Below are 18,690 nucleotides of genomic sequence, written 5' to 3' on the forward strand. Positions count from 1 at the left end.
TTTCATTTGTGATCAAACACTTGATGTTCCTTCCTTCATGCGGAACAATCCGCCTTCTGTCAAATGGGAGCGAAACATGTGGTATAAAAAAATCGTCGCCGTCGCGGCGTTTCTTGCGTTGGGAGCATGTATGGGCGAAACACCAGAAAAACCTGATTATGCGCTTGTCATCCATGGCGGCGCAGGCACCATAACGCCTGATAAACTGACGCCCGAGCTTGAAGCCGCAATCCGATCCGAGCTGTTGGCAGCCCTTGCGGCAGGAGAAGCTGTGCTCAAGAATGGCGGTGAAGCGCTGGATGCAGTCACGGCAACGATCCAGGTGCTGGAAAATTCGCCCCATTTCAACGCCGGTCGCGGCGCTGTATTCACCGCAGAAGGCACGAACGAACTGGATAGCTCCATCATGGACGGGCGCACGCTGGATGCCGGCGCTGTCTCCGGCGTCAAAAACATCAGGAACCCTATCCTGCTGGCCCGCGCTGTGATGGAAAAATCGCCACATGTGATGATGATGGGGCACGGTGCAGAAACCTTCGCCGCCACGCAGGACATTGAGGCGGCGGACGACGCCTATTTCTTCACCGAACACCGCTGGAGACAATATCAAGACGCCAAGGCCAGAAAGGTAGGCCCCATGTTGGACCATGACGGCAAGGCACCCGCTGATGCTGGCAAGACCGGTGCTGCGGAGGATGTATTGAACGGTGACTATAAGTTTGGCACGGTTGGCGCTGTCGCCCTGGACAATGCTGGAAACTTGGCGGCAGGCACATCAACCGGCGGCATGACATTCAAGATGCATGGCCGCGTGGGCGACAGCCCGATCATTGGGGCCGGCACCTACGCCAATAATGAAAGCTGCGCAGTGTCTGCCACGGGCCACGGTGAATTTTTCATCCGCGCAACGGTTGCCCGCAATATCTGCGCACTAATGGAATATGCAGGCCTTGGCCTTCAGGAAGCTGCTGACCGCGTGGTTATGGATCAGCTGGCGCAGATGGGTGGTGACGGCGGCATCATTGCGGTCGACAAGGACGGCAATATGTCCATGACATTTAACACACCGGGCATGTTCCGTGGCAGTGTCAGCAGTCGCGACCCAGCAGAAACTGGCATCTACAAGGAATAGAGGCTACCCGCCCAATTCATCCAGAAGCCCATCCAGCGCATCGGCACCGCTCGTGTCGGTCGGGCTGGGTGGCTCCTGCAGACTGCCTTTCCTGACGGAAGCCTTGGCAGTTTTTGGCGCCTTTTTGCCGGATTTCCCCGCTGGCTTTTCCGCGGCAGTCGGGGGAATGTCAGGCAACATCCCTTCCTTCACAATGGCGTGGATTTCTTCGCCCAACACCTGATTGATCACCATCAGCAGCCGCTTGCGGTTGATCGGCTTGGTCACCACGTCTTCCATACCGGCCTGACGGAATCGTTCGATCTGCTCTGGGAAGGCATCCGCCGTACAGCCCACAATTGGCACCTTGGACTTTTCGCCGTCCATGGCGCGGATCCATTTTGTGGCATCAATACCGCCCAGAACAGGCATCTGGATATCCATCAGGATCAGGTCGAAATCCTGCTCTTCAGCGAGAGCACATGCCTGAGCGCCATTTTCAACCGCAACCAGTTCATGGCCAAGCTTGCCAAGCATATTGTCGATGATCCGCTGGTTGATCAGATTGTCATCTGCCACCAGTATCCGTAGCTTCCGACTGGCCGCTGCTTCCATGATGGACAGGTCTGAATCATAGCCGAAGTCGTCGACGAGGTCGTCTTCGTTGCCTTCGCGGCACTGGAAGGTGAACCAGAAGCTGCTGCCCTCGCCTTCCTCACTCTCCACTCCGATGTCACCGCCAAGCAGAACCGTCAATTGCCGACAGATCGCCAGCCCGAGGCCCGTTCCGCCGAAACGCCGAGTAGTAGATGCATCAGCCTGGGTAAATTTCTGGAACAGGCGCCGCTGGGCATCTTTGCTGATGCCGATACCGGTATCAGTTACCACGATCTTGATGCCAAGCTCCCCGGCAGAGGCATAATCACGCGATGCCTGTATAGTCACACCGCCTACCTCGGTGAATTTCAGGGCATTGCCAACCAGGTTAAACAGGATTTGCCGCAACCGCGTCGGATCAGTGATAATCACGTCCGGTACATCATCTGCGCATTCCCAGGTAACATCCAAGCCCTTTTCTTTCGCCTTGGGCTCCAGGAAATGGATGGTATCCGAAATTACCCTTTCGATCCTTGCCGCCTGGAAATCCAGCTCCACCTTGCCCGCTTCAAGCTTGGAGATATCGAGAATATCATTGATCACGGTCAGGAGCGTCTGGGCAGACTGCTGCAGTGTCTGGGCGAAATAGATCTGGTTTTCGTCAAGCTGCGTGTCCATCAGCAGGTCGATCATGCCAATCACGCCGTTAAGCGGCGTCCGTATCTCGTGGCTCATGGTCGCCAGAAATTCGGATTTGGCGACGTTGGCGGCTTCTGCTGCATCCCGCGCCTTGGATAGCTCATTGGCAAGTTTTGCAAAGGCTTCACGCTGTTCTTTGAGAACCGCCTCGTTCCGGCGTTTGTCCTGGACCACCTGCTGTAGATTATACTCCACCTCAGAAAATTCTATCAGCCGGGCCCGTGCCTTTTCCGCTGTGGCGTGAACCGTCTCCAGCGCAGCCTGAAGGTCAGGCCGGTTGCTCAGCTCTTCAAGAGCTTCGAGATATCGGATTTTATCCCCGTTCACCCAGCTTTTCAGGTGCTTGAGGAACTCGCCTTCAGGCTCGACCATATGGGTCTGGATATATTGGCGCAGCGTAAAACCAGCGATGCCGCCGATAACTGCGGTCGCCAGCAGTGGCCAAACGGGTGGTGGAGCCTCAGCCGCAAACAGGTAAACAGGACCCGCGGCCATGACCGCGAAGATTGCTGCTATCCAGGGAATGAATTTGACCATTCGGGTCATATACACCGGCCATCAGAACATGGGTTGTTTAGGCAAGATTAGTCTCTTGCCGACAATTGCGCAATATATGTAACCAGACCGAGTATTCAGAACTGAATCCTGCGAGTGAAGCCACCATCTACCACCAGGTTGGTCCGCGTAACCCATGAAGCTGCCGGACTGGCAAGAAATGCCACACAGTTTGCTACTTCCTGCGTTGTCCCTAGCCGCCCGAAAGGATGCCGCGCCGCAACGCCGTCATAGGCCTCTTTCTGCGCGTCCTTTACCTGTCCCCAGAATCCGTCATCCACGTGAATGGGCCCAGGTGACACGGCATTTACCCGCACCCCATGCTGGGCAGCAAGATCACCCAACTGGCTGGAATAGGAAATAAGCGCTGCTTTGGCTGTGTTATAGGGTGCTGGTGCCCCCATGGCTTCCACACCCGCAATACTGGCAATGATGACGATTGCACCATCGTTTCCCTGCACCAGTTGCGGCAGCAGGCTTTCGCAGCCCCTGACCGTTGCCAGTATGTCCACCTCAAAAGCGGTACGCCAGCCTTCTTCCCCCTGCCCTGCGCCACCTGACACATTGGGAATAAATATGTCCGCGCCGCCAAGTGCCCCAACAGCTTCCTCAAGCCAGGCAAGATAGGCATCTGCCTGCCGCACGTCGACGGCACGCCCGCAAACCTCATGCCCCGCGTCAGACCATTCCTGGACCCTTGCGGCTACTTCATCTTCCTTGCGGGCGCAAAATGCGACCTTGGCGCCCTCATTCAGAAAGGTTTGGGCAATTGCCAAACCAATCCCGCGCGTCGCCCCCGTAATGATGACGCGTTTGTCTTTAAGTCCCAGATCCATAAGCAGCCCCTATTTGAGGCTTCCCCTAAATCGATGCCGCCATATCCCGCAGTTCGCGGCGCAGTACCTTGCCAACAGGTGACTTGGGAAGCTCGTCTACAAAGCATACAGTCTTAGGAACCTTGTAGCCGGTCAAGTGTTCTCTGCAATGCCGGATCACTTCATCGTCCGTAAGGTCTTGGTCTGCCTTGACAATATAGGCCACCACTTTTTCACCAGTCTCATCATCTGGCGCGCCAACAACGGCGGCTTCAGCCACCCGGTCAAAGCGCGTCAGCACGTCTTCAATATCAGTCGGGAACACATTGAAGCCAGATACAATTACCATGTCTTTCATACGATCAACGATCGACAGGTACCCTTCCTCGTCAAAGATGGCCACATCGCCTGTGCGGAGCCAACCGTCGTTGATGGCTTCATCGGTGGCCTCAGGGTTGTTCAGATAGCCTTTCATAATCTGGGGACCTCTCAGCCACAGCTCGCCTGGCTCGCCGCGCGGGCGGTCTTTGCCATCTTCGCCCACGATACGCACTTCCGTGCCCGGGATTGGACGACCGCACGTGCCGCGCCGAGGTGGCTGGTCAAGCGGCATGGATGCCACAACGCAGGTACCTTCCGTAAGGCCATAACCTTCATAGATTGGTGCGCCAGTCAGCTTTTCCCAAGCATCGGCCGTGGCGGGCTGCAAGGGGGCGGCCCCGGACATGCACAGACGCAGGGAACTTGGCGGCATAGACGTGAACCATTTTTCCTGCATCAGGCCAAGGTATAGCGTGTTCACACCCGGCATGATGGTGATATCAAAATTCTCGAACACAGGTTTCAGGTTTGAAAGCGGCCTGGGCACCGGCACCAGAACCACATGGATGCCCAGGTGCATGCTGTTGATGGCACCAACTGCCAGTGCGTAAACGTGATAAAGCGGCAGGATCAGCATCAGGGCATCATCCGGCTGCGCCTTGAAAGCCCCTTCCCTGTGGTTTGCCTGCGAAATATTACCCACAACATTGCGGTGCGTGAGCTCCGCCCCCTTGCTGCGGCCCGTTGTGCCGCCGGTATATTGGAAGATGGCAACGTCATCGAGCCCGGCACCTTCGCGGTATGCGGCGATATTTGCGCCCGCTGCAAGGTGCTTCCGCCCTTTCCGGATAACGCCGTGGATCGACCCGGCCTTTTCAGCGCCAAAATCAGGCACGGCCTTCTTGATGTATTTGAGCGCGAACCCCAACAAGTGGCGTTTCATCCCCGGAAAGAAATCAACCAGCGAAATAGGGTAGATGCGACTGACCGAAGTATCTTTGATGGATTCCTGAACCCGGTCGCCGAATACATCGATGACAAACCAGACCTTGGCACCGCTATCCTTCAACTGATGATTGGTTTCATCCGGCGTATAGAGCGGGTTCACGTTGGTGATCACCAGCCCTGCCTTCATGATACCGAAGGCAAGAACCGGGTATGCCAGTGTGTTGGGAGACTGGATCGCGACCACATCGCCCGGCTTCAGCCCCAGTTCTTCGCGCAGGTAAGCCGCCACGGCGTCGGAATATTCACCAAGCTCCGTATAGCTCATGGTGTGGGAGTGGCCGGTGGGCAGCACGCAACTGAAGGCGGACTTCGCCCCATGGGTGCGCACGCAATTGTCCACCATTTCGCCAAGGTGCCCCGCGAGCATGTCCTTTTCGGTAAACGGCACCTCGTCCATCAATGATCCCTCCATTTGTCTCCCACTTCCCTAATAATAGCCCACTATTCAGGTGCGGCTTCAAGTCTATTCATCAGCGCGTCCTGATTTTGGCAGAGTTCCCCAAACTCTTCTGCCAGCCGGTAGCTCATGTCCACCACCTGGCGCCAGTAAGGCAGGCGCTCGCTGTCTTCCATATCGGTGAAATTCTTGCGGTCCGGTATCCGGCCGTTTGGCAGGCTGGCCACGAACTCGTCTGTTGGCGCCAGGATCAACTGCTGATCCAGCACGTCACCCGTCACCCGCCGGGTCTGGCGCGCCTTGTCGAACCAGCCTGGCACCAAATGGCCATAGAAGTGCGGATAGAGCACAATGCCGTCGTTATACTGCCACGGTATCTCGAAATGATAGTCGATCACGCCGCCGTCCCGGTAAACGCCCTTGGGCGCCCCCATGATGTCACGCACTGCTTCCACCACAAAAGGGATTGAGCCAGAGGCCATCAAGGCGTCGTGGATTGCGTCCGCCTGCAGCTTCACGTCTATCCGCTCAAAGCCTGCCCAGGCACCCGAACAGGCAACATGGTCACCAGAATGAAACACCGCGCGCTGGAAGAAATTCCCCAAAAGTGGCCTGCTGATGCTGTTAGCCGCAAAAGCGCCAAGAAGCCCGGCCCCTTCAAGAAGCCTTGACTGGCTGGCCGTCGCGCCCAAGCAGCGCACGGCCACGATATTGAGATTGCGGGCTTTGTTGCCGATTATGGCATCACGCGCTTCGGGCCCCATCACCTGGTCCAGAATGCGGTATGAGGCTTTTGATACAGCCTCGGGCGTTGCGCCATCTTCCTTGCGGTAGCTGAAATAGGCGTCTTCAAAAGTCCTGAACATCGCCCCAGCGTCGGGATGTGACGCGAGTGTCATGCGCCAGGCACCGATGGATGAGCCGACCATGTCAATAGGGCCCTTGGCATCCTTCAGCCATTCGCCGAAAACATACTGATCCAACCCTCGCAGGATCAGCCACTTCGGGCCGCCGGAGGCGCCAACCACAAGACGCACAAGGTCAGGCGTCAAGCCATTTTCCTCAATGCGACGGCGCGCTTCTTTTCCTGCAATAAGTCGTAAGGCTTTCATACACTCCCCGATCATGCTCACCTGATTGGTTTACGTTCACGGAAAGGAAGATACAGCCATACGATCCTTTTTCAAGACTAACCAGTCCAGAAATTTGAAAATCTATGCATAACGCGGTCAATTAAGCCAGACCGAGCAAAACGGAAATCACAGAGCGCGCTTCGTTGGTCAACAGCTTGGGCGTCCGGCACAGTATTTCCAGCTCCGACAAGCTCACCCAATCCTGAAAGGTCTGGTTTTGAATGGATTTGATCGTACAGCGCAAAAGGCTGGGCCGATTGTATGTCGCGACGACAATTGTCACCAGTGGCACAAGCTGCCTCCCAAAAAGACAGCCAGCTTTTGCCACGCTTTTTAGTAAAAATCAATTAAATGGAAAAAGGCCGCGACACATGCCGCGGCCCGCCTTATTTGAAATGACTGCGTCCTTTTATGGCTTTAAGATCACCTTCCCTTTGGCGCGTCGCTCGCTAAGGCACGCGAAGGCATCGACCACATCATCCAGCGCATATACATCGTTCACCAGCGGCTTGATGGTGCCTTTTTCGAACATGCCGAACATATCAACCATATTCTGCACCTGAACTTTCGGGTTGGCCCGGGCGAAATTACCCCAGAAAACGCCAACGATCGAACATTGCTTGAGCAGACAAAGATTGAGCGGCGGACGCGGGATATCGCCTGCTGCGAACCCGATCACCAGATGCCGCCCACCGGGCGCCATGGTCCTGAGTGCGGCTTCAGTATAATCGCCGCCCACAGGGTCGTAGATCACGTCCACACCCTTGCCGCCGGTGATTTCCTTGACGCGGTCCTTGAGCTCTTCCTTGGAATAATTGATCAGGTGATCTGCCCCCGCATTCTTGCAGAACTCAAGCTTTTCGTCCGTGCTGGCAGCAGCAATCACCGTGGCGCCCATGGCCTTGCCAAGTTCAACTGTCGCGAGGCCAACACCACCTGCCGCGCCCAGGACCAGAAGCGTTTCGCCCGGTTGGATATCCGCACGCTGCTTAAGCGCGTGATAGCTTGTGGCATAGGTGATGGTGAAACCGGCAGCCACTTCAAACGGCATGCTTTCAGGCATCGGCACCAGCGTCATCGCGGGCGCCACAGCCTTTTCAGCGAAAGCACCCTGCTGATTGAAGAAAATCACCCTGTCCCCGACCTTGACGTTGGTGACGCCTTCACCCAGTTCCGCAACAACACCTGCGCCCTCGCCGCCTGGCGTGAAAGGCAATTCAGGCTGGAATTGATATTTGCCTGCAACCATCAGAACGTCGGGGAAATTCAGCCCCCCTGCCTTCACATCGATCAGCACCTCACCCTTGCCCGGGGTTGGGTCTTCGATTTCTTCAACTTTCAGATTGCTGGCTGGGCCAAGCTCGTGGCAACGAACGGCTTTCATTTCAAATCTCCTGAAAAAACGGCAGGCCCCTCAGGGCCCGCCTCTTTTGGGTCGGTTTTCGCCTTAAGCGACTTCGAACAGTCCAGCCGCGCCCATGCCGCCGCCCACACACATGGTGCAGACAACATATTTGGCACCGCGGCGCTTGCCCTCAATGAGCGCATGACCAACCATGCGCGCACCGGACATGCCGTATGGGTGACCAATGGAGATCGCACCGCCGTTCACGTTCAGAAGTTCATCCGGAATACCCAGCTTGTCACGGCAGTAGAGAACCTGCACGGCGAAGGCTTCATTCAGTTCCCACAGGCCGATGTCGTCCATCTTCAGGCCGTTCTTTTCCAGAAGCTTTGGAATGGCGTAAACTGGGCCGATGCCCATCTCATCCGGCTCAAGACCTGCAACCGCAATGCCGCGGTAGATACCAAGCGGGTTCAGGCCGCGCTTTGACGCTTCCTTGGCTTCCATCAACACAGATGCGGAAGAACCATCAGACAGCTGGCTGGCGTTACCGGCCGTAATGGTGCCGCCTTCGATCACGGTCTTGAGACCGTTCAGGCCATCAAGTGTGGTTTCAGGCCGGTTGCCTTCATCTTTGTCCAGGGTCACGTCGTGGAAAGTCATTTCCTTCGTTTCCTTGTTCACCTGAACCATTTTGGTGGAAATCGGCACAATCTCGTCGTCGAACTTGCCGGCTTGTTGGGCGGCTGCTGTCCGCTGCTGGGACTGCAAGCCATATTCGTCCATGGCCTCTCGGGAAATGCCGTAGCGCTCTGCCACTGTTTCTGCCGTCTGCAGCATCGGCATATAGGTATGCGGGTGCATTTCCACGAGGGATTTGTCCACAGCTTGCCAACGGTTCATATGCTCGTTCTGCACCACAGAGATGCTGTCCTGACCGCCACCGATGGCAATATCCATGCCGTCAGAGATGATCTGCTTGGCCGCAGTGGCGATTGCCATCATGCCCGAGGAGCACTGGCGGTCGATGGTCATGCCGGACACGGTGACCGGAAGACCAGCACGCAAGGCTGCCAAACGGCCGATGTTCGATCCTTGCGACCCCTGGGTCAGCGCACTGCCCCAGACCACATCTTCGATTTCGCCGCCTTCAAGGCCTGCGCGCTTCACAGCGTGCGCGATTGAGTGTGCGCCAAGGGTCGGGCCCAAGGTGGCATTGAGAGACCCGCGATAAGCTTTGCCGATCGGCGTCCGGGCTGTTGATACGATTACTGCTTCCCGCATGGGAGTTCTCCTTAAATTACATTTTCACGCCGAGCGCTGCGGCGGCTTTTCCGATAAATTTCATTGATTGTTGCCCGCCCTGCACCAGCTCCTGCTGGCCGTCAGGGTTAGAGATGTCGTCCATGCCCGCACGGACGTTCTCTGGTGTCTGGTCTTCCGGCTTCAGGTAGATGCCGTCAGTCTCGTAAACCACTGCCTTGGCATAGCCACCAGCGCCTGCAGCCAGAATGGTGCGGTTTGGCGCGTCCTTGTCACATAGGGTGATCAGGCCTGCCGTCACGGATTCAGGCGTTGACAGATCAAGCGCAGCCTGCGGCAGCAAGCCTTCAGTCATGCGCGTCGCCGCCATTGGCGCCAGACAATTGACCCGGATGTCATATTTTCCGCCTTCAAGACACAGGGTGTTCATGAAGCCCACCAGCGCCATCTTGGCCGCGCCATAGTTGGCCTGGCCAAAGTTGCCGTAAAGCCCGGATGATGACGTGGTCATGACGATCCGGCCATAGGCCTGTTCGCGCATGATCTCCCACACCGCTTTGGTGCAGGTCACAGAGCCCATCACATGGACTTTCATGACGAACTCGAAGTCCTCAAGGTCCATCTTGGCGAATGTCTTGTCCCTGAGGACGCCCGCATTATTGATCAGCACATCAATGCGGCCCCATTTGTCCATGGTTTTCTGAACCATGTCGGCCACCTGCGCCGCGTCACATACGTTGGCGCCGTGGGCCATGGCCTCGCCGCCCGCATCGGTGATCTCTTTCACAACGGCCTCTGCTGCTGCGGACGAACCACCTACACCATGCACATCGCCGCCCAAATCGTTCACCACCACCTTGGCACCGCGCCGCGCCAGCTCAAGCGCGTGGGTCCGGCCAAGACCTCCGCCCGCACCGGTTACAATCGCCACCTGGCCTTCGAAACTGATACTCATAAAATGTCTCCCAACCTCAGATTATTCGCTAACGACGATCATGGACAGCCACTCTGCGACCAGCGCCGGGCGATCCTCGCCTTTGATCTCGATGGTAATCTCATTCTTCAAAAGCAGCCGGTTACCCGGCTTCTCATCCACACTAATGAGCTTCACGCGCGCCCGGATGTCGCTGTTCACCTTCACGGGGCTCATGAAGCGCACCTTGTCGCAGCCATAGTTAATGCCCATCACCGTGTTCTTGACGCGGATTGAAGCACCAGTAGAAAGCGGCGTCAAAAGCGACAGGGTCAAAAAACCGTGTGCGATGGTCGTACCGAAAGGCGTTTTGGCCGCAGCCTCCGGGTCGATATGAATGAATTGGTGATCATTTGTCACATCTGCAAATGCATTGATCCGGTCCTGGTCAATATGCATCCAGTCTGAAACGCCCGTCTCCCTGCCAATGAAATTTTTAAGGTCTTCTTTAGCCACAACCTCTGTCATATCCGCCCCTTTCACCTTTCAAAATCCCCCTATTGGGGTATCGATTCAACAATGCGAAACAAGTGTTTGTTCCGACTCAGTTTTTACGATTCGAATCAGAATGCTTCGACCGATTCGTTTTTGCGTCGTTTGTGCGCTATCACGGCAATGCCGACAATCCCCCGTCCAGCGGAATGATCCCGCCGGTAATATAGCTGCCTGCCCGTGACGCCAGCATCAAAAGCACGCCTGCGATGTCCTCCGGTGTACCACAACGCCTCAGTGGAACGCCTTCCTCCATCGCCTTGCGCCGAGCCTCGTCGCCGGTGATGTGTGCCATCATACGGCTAGGGAATGGCCCCGGCGCAATAGCGTTCACTGTAATGTTATCGCCGCCCAGTTCGTTCGAAAGCATCCGCGTCAGGTGATGCACTGCCGCCTTGGACGCGCCATAACTGTAGGCGCTATTGGATACAGGCCGCGTCCCCACCACTGACCCCAGGTTGATGATCCGGGCCGGGTCTGACGCTGTAGCCGATTTTCTGAGCATGGGAAGAAGCCGGCGCGTCAGGTCAGCAACCGCCGTCACGTTCAGGGTAAAGACTTCTTCCCATTTGGACCGCGGGAATTCCTCGAACGGCGCTCCCCAGGTCATCCCGGAATTGTTCACCAGAATATCCAGCTTGTCTTCGTGCGCAGCCATGGCCTTCGCCAGATGGACTGTGCCCTCTTCCGTCTTCAGGTCTGCCTGAAGCGCAACAACCTGACCGGGGCCCACAGCATTGAGTTCCTCAGCGACCGCTTCGCAGCTCTCGAGCCGCCGGGAGGCGATATAAACCTTGCACCCGGCACGCACGAGCGCCTCGGTGGCCATGGTACCGATGCCCGAGCCACCGCCCGTCACCAGCGCCACTTTGCCTTCAATGCTGAAAAGGTTGGAAATCTCCATGCCTTTTTCCTTCAAACTGCCTTTAGACGCTGTTGGAGCGGTATTTCTTGAGCTCGGTGCGTGCAATCACCATGCGGTGCACAGCATCCGGCCCGTCAGCGAAACGAAGCGTGCGCTGGCCGTGCCACATGGCCGCAAGCGGGAAGTCCTGGCTGATGCCCTGCCCGCCATGCATCTGCATGCTTTCGTCGATCACCTTCAGCGCCATCCTGGGCGCCACCACCTTGATCTGGCTGATGTAAGGCTGGGCGGCCTGGGTACCGATCGTGTCCATCATATGGGCAGCCTTCAGGCACAGAAGCCGGGCCATCTCAATCTCGATCCGGCATTCAGCGATGATGTCATAGTTGGCACCCAGCTTCACAAGCGTCTTGCCAAAAGCTTCCTTCGACAGCGAGCGTTTGATCAGCAGTTCAAGCGCGCGTTCAGCTGCACCAATGGAGCGCATGCAGTGGTGGATACGGCCAGGGCCCAAGCGGCCTTGGGATACCTCAAAACCACGGCCTTCGCCCAGCACCAGGTTTTCCTTAGGCACGCGTACATTGGTGAAGCGGATATGCATGTGGCCGTGTGGCGCATCGTCATGGCCGAACACCATCATGGGACGCAGAATTTCAATACCTGGCGTGCCCGCTTCCACCAGAATCATGCTGTGCTGGTTCTTGCGCGGCGCTTCGTCGCCCGCTGTTTTCACCATGGTCACATAAACCGCACAGCGTGGGTCGCCCGCCCCGGATGCCCAGTATTTCTCGCCATTCAGGACATATTCATCGCCATCAAGCTCAGCCGTCATTGCGATGTTGGTGGCGTCAGAGGATGCCACGTCAGGTTCCGTCATCAGGTACGCAGAGCGGATCTTGCCCTCAAGCAGCGGCTTGAGCCACTTTTCCTTGTGCTCGGCTGTGCCGTAGCGTTCGATCACTTCCATGTTGCCAGTGTCGGGCGCGGAGCAGTTGAAGCTTTCTGCCGCCAGGTGCGACCGGCCCATTTCTTCCGCCAGATAGGCATATTCAACAGTCGTAAGGCCATAACCTTCCTTGCTGTCTGTCAGCCAGAAGTTCCAGAGCCCGGCTTCTTTTGCCTTGGCCTTCAGGTCCTCAAGAATTTCGGTCATGCGCGGCGTGAATGCAAACCTGTCGCCCATGCCGCCCACTTCATGATGGTATTCGTCTTCAACCGGCACTACGTGCTCGTCGATGAAGGCGCGAACCTTTTCCCTGAGTTCCTGGCCGCGTTCGCTAAGCCCCAAATCCATAGACATGCCTAATTCCTTCTTCCTCTAACTCGATTATTATGCTGCTGCAGCCGCCCAAAGGCCGCGATATGTTTCCCTGATGCCCTTGCGGTCGATCTTGCCTGAAGCAATGAGCGGCAGCGGGTCATGGGAGATCCAGATTTTCTCCGGCACCTTGAAGCCAGCCAGGTGTTTCGCCACCTCGGCCTTAAGCTCCTCTTCGCTGATATCCCGGTTCACGGAAACCACTGCGCCCACAAGCTCACCAAGGCGCTCGTCCGGCAGGCTGAAGACCATCACGTCATCGACAGCCTCGTGGGCATGCAAGACGCCTTCAATCTCCAGCGAGCTGATGTTTTCGCCGCCGCGGATGATGATGTCCTTCAACCGGTCAACGATATAAAGATAGCCCTCTTCGTCCAGATACCCCACGTCGCCCGAATGGAACCAGCCGTTCTTGAACGCGCGGGCCGTGGCCTCGGGGTTGTTCCAATATTCACGAATATTGGTCACGCTCTTGATGCACACTTCGCCCGGTTCGCCCGTCGGCATTTCCTTGCCGGTTGCCGGGTCAACGATCCGCACATGAATAAGCGGCGGTGTTGGCTTACCCGTACTGGTTGGGCGCTCGACATACTCATCGGCCGATAGAACAGCAGTCAGGCTGTTGGTTTCCGTCAGGCCATAGCCAATACCCGGGTTTGCGTTCGGGAAGGATTTCTTGATCAGTTTGACGTGCTCAGGTGGACGCGCGGCCCCGCCGCCGCCAATGTCCACAAGCGTGGAGAGATCGTATTTCTCCCTCAGCGGTGACGCTGCCATCTCATAGGACATGGTCGGCACCCCGGTGAAGGTGGTGACACCCTCTTTTTCAATTAGCTTGAAGGCGTCTTCTACATCCCACTTGTACATCATCACAATCTTGCGCCCGACGGTGGCAGACACAAACAGAACCGGCAGAAGCCCCGTAATATGGAAGAACGGCACCGCTACCAGCATCACCGGCTGGAAATCCGGGTCCGGGTTCGTGCGGCCCAGCATCTTCAGCGAAAGCGCAATACAAATCCAGTTCATGATCAAGCTGACAACGGCCCGGTGGGTCGAAAGTGCGCCCTTCGGGAAGCCGGAAGACCCGCTTGTGTACATGATCATGGCTAGGTCGTCTGGCCCGAGGTCCACGCTTGGCCATGCCAGCGGCTGTTTGCCTTTCATCGCATCTGCCATTTGGGACACGTTCGCTGCTTCTGGCGCTGGATCGCGGGCGACAATGATTTTCATGTCGGCGGCGCCCTCAAGCGCAAGGAAGCGCCGTGCCCGCTCGCCGTCCACAACGGCGACTTTAGCACCACAGTCCTTGATGCCCCAGTCGACCTCTTCTTCGGTCCACCAGGCATTCATCACCACGGCCACACCGCCCGCGGCAATAATGCCCATATAGGCAATTGGCCATTCCGGGTAGTTACGCATGGAAAGCGCAATCCGGTCACCCTTTTTGACGCCGAAATCGTCAACCAGTGCCTGGGCAAACTGCGACGCCCGGGACACCGCATCCTTGAAAGTATAGCGCTCACCGTCATAGACGATGAATTCCTTATCGCCATGCCCCAGGAAAAGCATGAAGACTTCCCTCAGGCTTGGCGGCTGGTGGGCGAACACCGTATGGCTGACACCGTCGATTTCAATCTCTGTCGTCTCGAACGGCATGCCAGGCTTTGTCAACATGCCAATCACCTGATCGGACGGCGTGCTGGGGTCTACGCTTGGTAGCTGAAGGTCGTCAAATGCACCCATGGTTCAGTCTTCCGATCAATAGCCGGAACAGGCTGCAAACCTGTCCGCGTGATAATTGAAGTCGCCGTAGAAGTGTTGCAGCACCCGCGCACGCTTGATGTAGAAACCAAGGTCGAACTCGTCCGTCACGCCCATGCCGCCATGCATCTGAATGGCTTCGTTGGTGGCTAGCTCCGCTGTTTTGCTGGCTTTGGCTTTTGCAAGGCTTGCAAACCAGCGGATATCACCGCCCGCATCAGCCACCTGAAGCGCCTTCAGAACGGCAGAGCGGGTCACTTCCACTTCGCCGAACCATTCTGCCGCCCGGTGCTGAAGCCCCTGGAAGGAACCGATTGGCACGCCAAACTGCTTACGCTCCTTGATGTAATCCATTGTGATCTCAAGCGTCTGCTGCGCAATTCCCAGCAACTCCGCCGCCACAACAATGCGGCAGCGGTCAAGCACGGGCTCAAGCACATCCATGGCTTTGCCCTCTTCGCCCAATAGTTCCGCGGCATCTACACCTTCAAAGGTCATTTTAGACCAGTTGCAGCTATCCATGGAGATCACACGGTCCACGATCAGGCCCGGCGTGCCCCTGTCCACCATATAAAGGCTAAGGCCGTCACGATCGCCTGGTTCGCCTGAACTGCGCGCCAATACGATAATCTTGTCTGCCACATGGCCATCCGGCACAAATGTCTTCAGGCCGTTCAGCTTGCCGCCCTCAACCTTCATCGCCGTGCCTTCGGGGTTGTGTCTGCTGGTCTCATCAAGCGCCAGCGTCACAATTGTCTCGCCAAACGCGATCGCAGGCAGGTGTTCTTTTTTCTGCTCAGCGCTTCCTGCCGCCTGAATGAGCGACGCGCCCATGATGCAGCTTGAATGGAACGGCGCGGCAACCAGTGTCTTGCCCATGGCTTCCGCCACGATGCCGGCACCCACACAGCCAAAGCCTGTACCATCATATTCTTCGTCAATCATCAGCCCGGCAAAGCCCATGTCGCACATCGCAAGCCAAAGGTGCCCGCCATAGCCGACCTCGTCTTTGCTATCGCGGAGCGACCGGATCAGGCTAATCGGCGCTTTTTCTGCAAAGAAGCCCTCTGCGGACTCTTTCAAAAGCTGCTGTTCTTCATTCAATACCATTGCCATGGTGCAACTCCCCCTTAACTCGGCAGGCCAAGCACACGCTTGGCAATGATGTTGTGTTGAATTTCCGTGGTGCCGCCCTCAATGGAGTTGGCTTTGGTCCTAAGCCAGGTACGTGGGATTTCGCCGTTGTTGGAGAACTGGCCTTCCCACTCAAACGCATCAGAGCCGTTGATCTTGACGATCAGCTCATGCCGGTCCTTGTTGAGTTCCGTGCCGTACGCCTTCAGGAAGGACGAATAAGCGCCCATTTCATTGCCAGCCTTGGCCTCATCCTGTGCACGCTCCATGGTGAACATGAAGGACATGGCGTCAATTTCATGTTCTGCAATCTGGTGCCGCAGCATTGTTTCCGGCAACTCACCTGCATCGTTGGTGCCCAGCTTGTCCACCGCTAGGCGATTGAGCGGCACCGGAAGGCCCATTTCGGAAATGCCTGTGCGCTCGTGCGTCAGCAGGTATTTCGCGACTGTCCAGCCCTTGTTCACTTCGCCCACAAGGTTCTTCTTGTATGCCTTCACGTCATCGAAGAATGTCTCGCAGAAAGGCGAATAGCCGGAAATCAGCTGGATTGGCTTCGTGGACACGCCTTCAGACGCCATATCAAACAGGATGAAGCTGATGCCTTCATGCTTGTTTGTCGGGTCGGTACGGATCAGGCAGAAAATCCAGTCTGCTTTGTCGGCGTAGGACGTCCAGATCTTCTGACCGTTGATAATATAGTGATCGCCCTTGTCCTCGGCCTTGGTGGCCAATGAGGCAAGGTCAGAGCCCGCATTGGGCTCGGAATAGCCCTGACACCAGCGAATTTCACCGCGTGCGATGGGCGGCAGGTGCTCAAGCTTCTGCTCGTGGGTACCGAACTTCAGAAGCGCAGGGCCAAGCATCCAGATACCGAAGGATGTCAGCGGTGAGCGCGCCTTGATGCGTTTCATTTCCTGCGCCAGGATTTTGGCTTCGTCTTTTGACAAACCGCCGCCGCCATATTCCTTTGGCCATGTTGGCACAGTCCAGCCGCGCGCGCCCATGCGCTCTAGCCACAGCTTCTGGTCATCGCTTTGGAATACAAAATTACGGCCACCCCAGCAGATGTCCTTTTCGCCTTGCGCAGGCGTACGCATCGATGCAGGGCAATTTTCTTCCAGCCAGGCCCGCGTTTCTTCGCGGAATGCCTCTAGATCGCTCATTTTTACAGTCTCCCCAGATGTCGCCCCAACAGGAGCGGCAATGCAAGTCTCAGGGGTAAGGAGTAAGGCGGTTTTGCCCTACGGCAAGGTATGGAGCGAAAGTTTCTGGCCTAATTCACTGTCATGTCAAAAAAACTTTTATTCGGCTGGCCTCCGCGGGAAACAATCCTATTTCACGGTCGGTCTATGTTGTCTATCGTGTGGGCGACACATTCAAGATTGAGGCTTATGGCTGGATTTTCCTATCAAACCGTCTGGCGGCTCGCGGGGCCGAATATTGTCAGCAATATCCTGATGGTTTCCATTTCTTTCGCACACCTATGGATCGTTGCGCCCCTTGGCCAGGAAATGAGTGCCGCCGTGGTGGCAGGCGGGCGGGTGCATTTCCTCCTGATGGCGGCTGCCATGGCGCTGTCTGTTGCGACGACCGCCGTTGTGGCCCGCGCCTGGGGCGCGGACGACACAAATGAAGCTTCGGCGTCTACTGCAAGTTCGCTTGCGCTTGCAGTCATGATCTCCATCGTCCTTGGCACCGCGACCTATTTCGCAGCCCCCTATCTGGTCAGGATGTTCAGCCTGGACGGCCTGACAGCTTCGCTTGCTGTGGATTATATCCAACCAGCTGCACTGCTGAATATGGTTTTTGCCCTGATGCTGACCATCGCCACGGCTTTTCGTGCCATCGGGGACGTCATAAGGCCGCTCCGTTATATCGCCGTGGGCGCCGGGGCCGCGATCCTGTTTTCCTATGCGCTGGTGCGGGGCGCGTTCGGCGCGCCCGAAATTGGTATTGCGGGCATTCCCTGGGGCACAGCTGCCGGACAGGCCCTGATCGTTTTGTGGTTCATGATGAACTGGCTGCGCGGCAAATATGTTTTCCGCCCCCATATTTCAGGTGCGCTGGAGCGGCAGCGCATCGGCCAGCTGGTCAAGATAGGTGCCCCAGCCGCCATTGAGCAGGTCTTGATCCAGATGAGCTTCCTTTTGTTCATGATGCTGATCAGCGGTTACGGCACTGCGGCCTTCGCGGCTTACGGCATCGGCATCACCATCCTCAGCATCACAATCGTTGTGGGGCTTGGGTTCGGCACCGCAAGTGCCACGCTCTCCGGCCAACTGATCGGCGCAGAAAAACATGATGAAGCCGTTGCAAGCGGCTGGGCGGCCATGCGGCTAGCCATGGTTGGCATGTGTGGGCTTGCCTTCATCACCTATGCCTTCAAAACGCCGCTTGCCAACATCCTGTCCGCAGACCCGGTCGTAAGGGCAGACACGGAATATTTCATTCTTATCCTCGCGCTGATCCAACCCCTGATGGCGATCGAGTTTGCAATCGGCGGCGCGCTAAGGGGTGCTGGCGACACACGCTATCCCCTGTTTGTCACCTTTTGCGGTATGATTGTGGGGCGCTTGTCTGTCGGCTTCATGGTGCAGGCGCTTGGTGGGCCGGTTGAAGCCATGTATGCCGTCATCATTGGCGACTATGCCATCAAGGCGGCGCTACTGGTGCTTCGGTTCCGCAAGATCGACTGGCGGGAGATGGAACTGCACCCCCACGCCCCCATCGCGCTTCAATCCGTCGCCGGTATCAGCCGGGGCCCTGTGCGTAGCTTCTTTGGCCGCCGCTTAAACCAAAGCGGAAGCGAGGAAAACCAACCATAACAGCAATTTTCCATTCAAGCTTTGGACATAGCCTTCAAATGACCTAGTTTCAGGTCAGGAAGACATCAGGGG

15 protein-coding genes are annotated in these 18,690 nt (G+C 56.8%); 2 read left to right on the forward strand and 13 right to left on the reverse strand.

Annotated features, from left to right (window positions below; translation table 11 throughout):
- Positions 1-130 precede the first annotated feature (130 nt).
- On the forward strand, positions 131-1,132 hold the full coding sequence (locus tag ACFO5Q_RS11170; RefSeq protein ID WP_068145444.1) for an isoaspartyl peptidase/L-asparaginase family protein: 1,002 nt from the start codon (positions 131-133) through the stop codon (positions 1,130-1,132).
- A gap of 3 nt (positions 1,133-1,135) precedes the next feature.
- On the opposite strand, the gene ACFO5Q_RS11175 is transcribed toward ACFO5Q_RS11170, so the two are convergent.
- The 13 genes from ACFO5Q_RS11175 to ACFO5Q_RS11235 form a co-directional block, all read right to left on the reverse strand.
- Positions 1,136-2,953, reverse strand: a complete 1,818-nt coding sequence (locus tag ACFO5Q_RS11175; RefSeq protein ID WP_068145441.1) for an ATP-binding protein — start codon at positions 2,951-2,953, stop codon at positions 1,136-1,138.
- A gap of 86 nt (positions 2,954-3,039) precedes the next feature.
- Positions 3,040-3,798, reverse strand: coding sequence for an SDR family NAD(P)-dependent oxidoreductase (locus ACFO5Q_RS11180; protein WP_068145437.1), 759 nt, complete (start codon positions 3,796-3,798; stop codon positions 3,040-3,042).
- A 25-nt stretch (positions 3,799-3,823) separates the two neighbouring features.
- Positions 3,824-5,518 (reverse strand): AMP-binding protein, encoded by a 1,695-nt coding sequence (locus ACFO5Q_RS11185; protein WP_082719760.1) that lies wholly within the window; start codon positions 5,516-5,518, stop codon positions 3,824-3,826.
- Between the two features lie 29 nt (positions 5,519-5,547).
- Positions 5,548-6,615 carry a hypothetical protein gene (locus ACFO5Q_RS11190; RefSeq protein WP_068145432.1) on the reverse strand — a complete coding sequence of 356 codons (1,068 nt, stop codon included), beginning with the start codon at positions 6,613-6,615 and terminating at the stop codon, positions 5,548-5,550.
- Between the two features lie 430 nt (positions 6,616-7,045).
- Positions 7,046-8,020, reverse strand: coding sequence for an NADPH:quinone oxidoreductase family protein (locus tag ACFO5Q_RS11195; protein WP_068145428.1), 975 nt, complete (start codon positions 8,018-8,020; stop codon positions 7,046-7,048).
- 63 nt (positions 8,021-8,083) lie between these two features.
- Positions 8,084-9,265, reverse strand: a complete 1,182-nt coding sequence (locus ACFO5Q_RS11200) for an acetyl-CoA C-acyltransferase (protein WP_068145424.1) — start codon at positions 9,263-9,265, stop codon at positions 8,084-8,086.
- Between the two features lie 16 nt (positions 9,266-9,281).
- On the reverse strand, positions 9,282-10,199 hold the full coding sequence (locus tag ACFO5Q_RS11205) for an SDR family NAD(P)-dependent oxidoreductase (protein ID WP_068145421.1): 918 nt from the start codon (positions 10,197-10,199) through the stop codon (positions 9,282-9,284).
- A 21-nt stretch (positions 10,200-10,220) separates the two neighbouring features.
- Entirely contained in the window at positions 10,221-10,685 is a 465-nt protein-coding gene (locus ACFO5Q_RS11210; RefSeq protein WP_068145417.1) for a MaoC family dehydratase, read from the reverse strand.
- Positions 10,686-10,824: 139 nt separating this feature from the next.
- On the reverse strand, positions 10,825-11,613 hold the full coding sequence (locus ACFO5Q_RS11215; RefSeq protein ID WP_068145413.1) for an SDR family oxidoreductase: 789 nt from the start codon (positions 11,611-11,613) through the stop codon (positions 10,825-10,827).
- Between the two features lie 22 nt (positions 11,614-11,635).
- Positions 11,636-12,874, reverse strand: coding sequence for an acyl-CoA dehydrogenase family protein (locus ACFO5Q_RS11220; RefSeq protein ID WP_068145410.1), 1,239 nt, complete (start codon positions 12,872-12,874; stop codon positions 11,636-11,638).
- Positions 12,875-12,904: 30 nt separating this feature from the next.
- Positions 12,905-14,638 (reverse strand): class I adenylate-forming enzyme family protein, encoded by a 1,734-nt coding sequence (locus ACFO5Q_RS11225; protein ID WP_068145407.1) that lies wholly within the window; start codon positions 14,636-14,638, stop codon positions 12,905-12,907.
- Positions 14,639-14,653: 15 nt separating this feature from the next.
- On the reverse strand, positions 14,654-15,772 hold the full coding sequence (locus ACFO5Q_RS11230) for an acyl-CoA dehydrogenase family protein (RefSeq protein WP_068145404.1): 1,119 nt from the start codon (positions 15,770-15,772) through the stop codon (positions 14,654-14,656).
- 14 nt (positions 15,773-15,786) lie between these two features.
- Positions 15,787-16,956 carry an acyl-CoA dehydrogenase family protein gene (locus ACFO5Q_RS11235; protein ID WP_068145401.1) on the reverse strand — a complete coding sequence of 390 codons (1,170 nt, stop codon included), beginning with the start codon at positions 16,954-16,956 and terminating at the stop codon, positions 15,787-15,789.
- A gap of 228 nt (positions 16,957-17,184) precedes the next feature.
- Here ACFO5Q_RS11235 and ACFO5Q_RS11240 point away from each other — a divergent pair, with 228 nt between their 5' ends.
- Positions 17,185-18,618: an MATE family efflux transporter gene (locus ACFO5Q_RS11240; protein ID WP_068145399.1), complete on the forward strand. Its 1,434-nt coding sequence runs from the start codon at positions 17,185-17,187 to the stop codon at positions 18,616-18,618.
- Positions 18,619-18,690 lie beyond the last annotated feature (72 nt).

This window comes from Kordiimonas lipolytica (genome assembly GCF_042651265.1).
GTDB classification, from domain to species: domain Bacteria; phylum Pseudomonadota; class Alphaproteobacteria; order Sphingomonadales; family Kordiimonadaceae; genus Kordiimonas; species Kordiimonas lipolytica.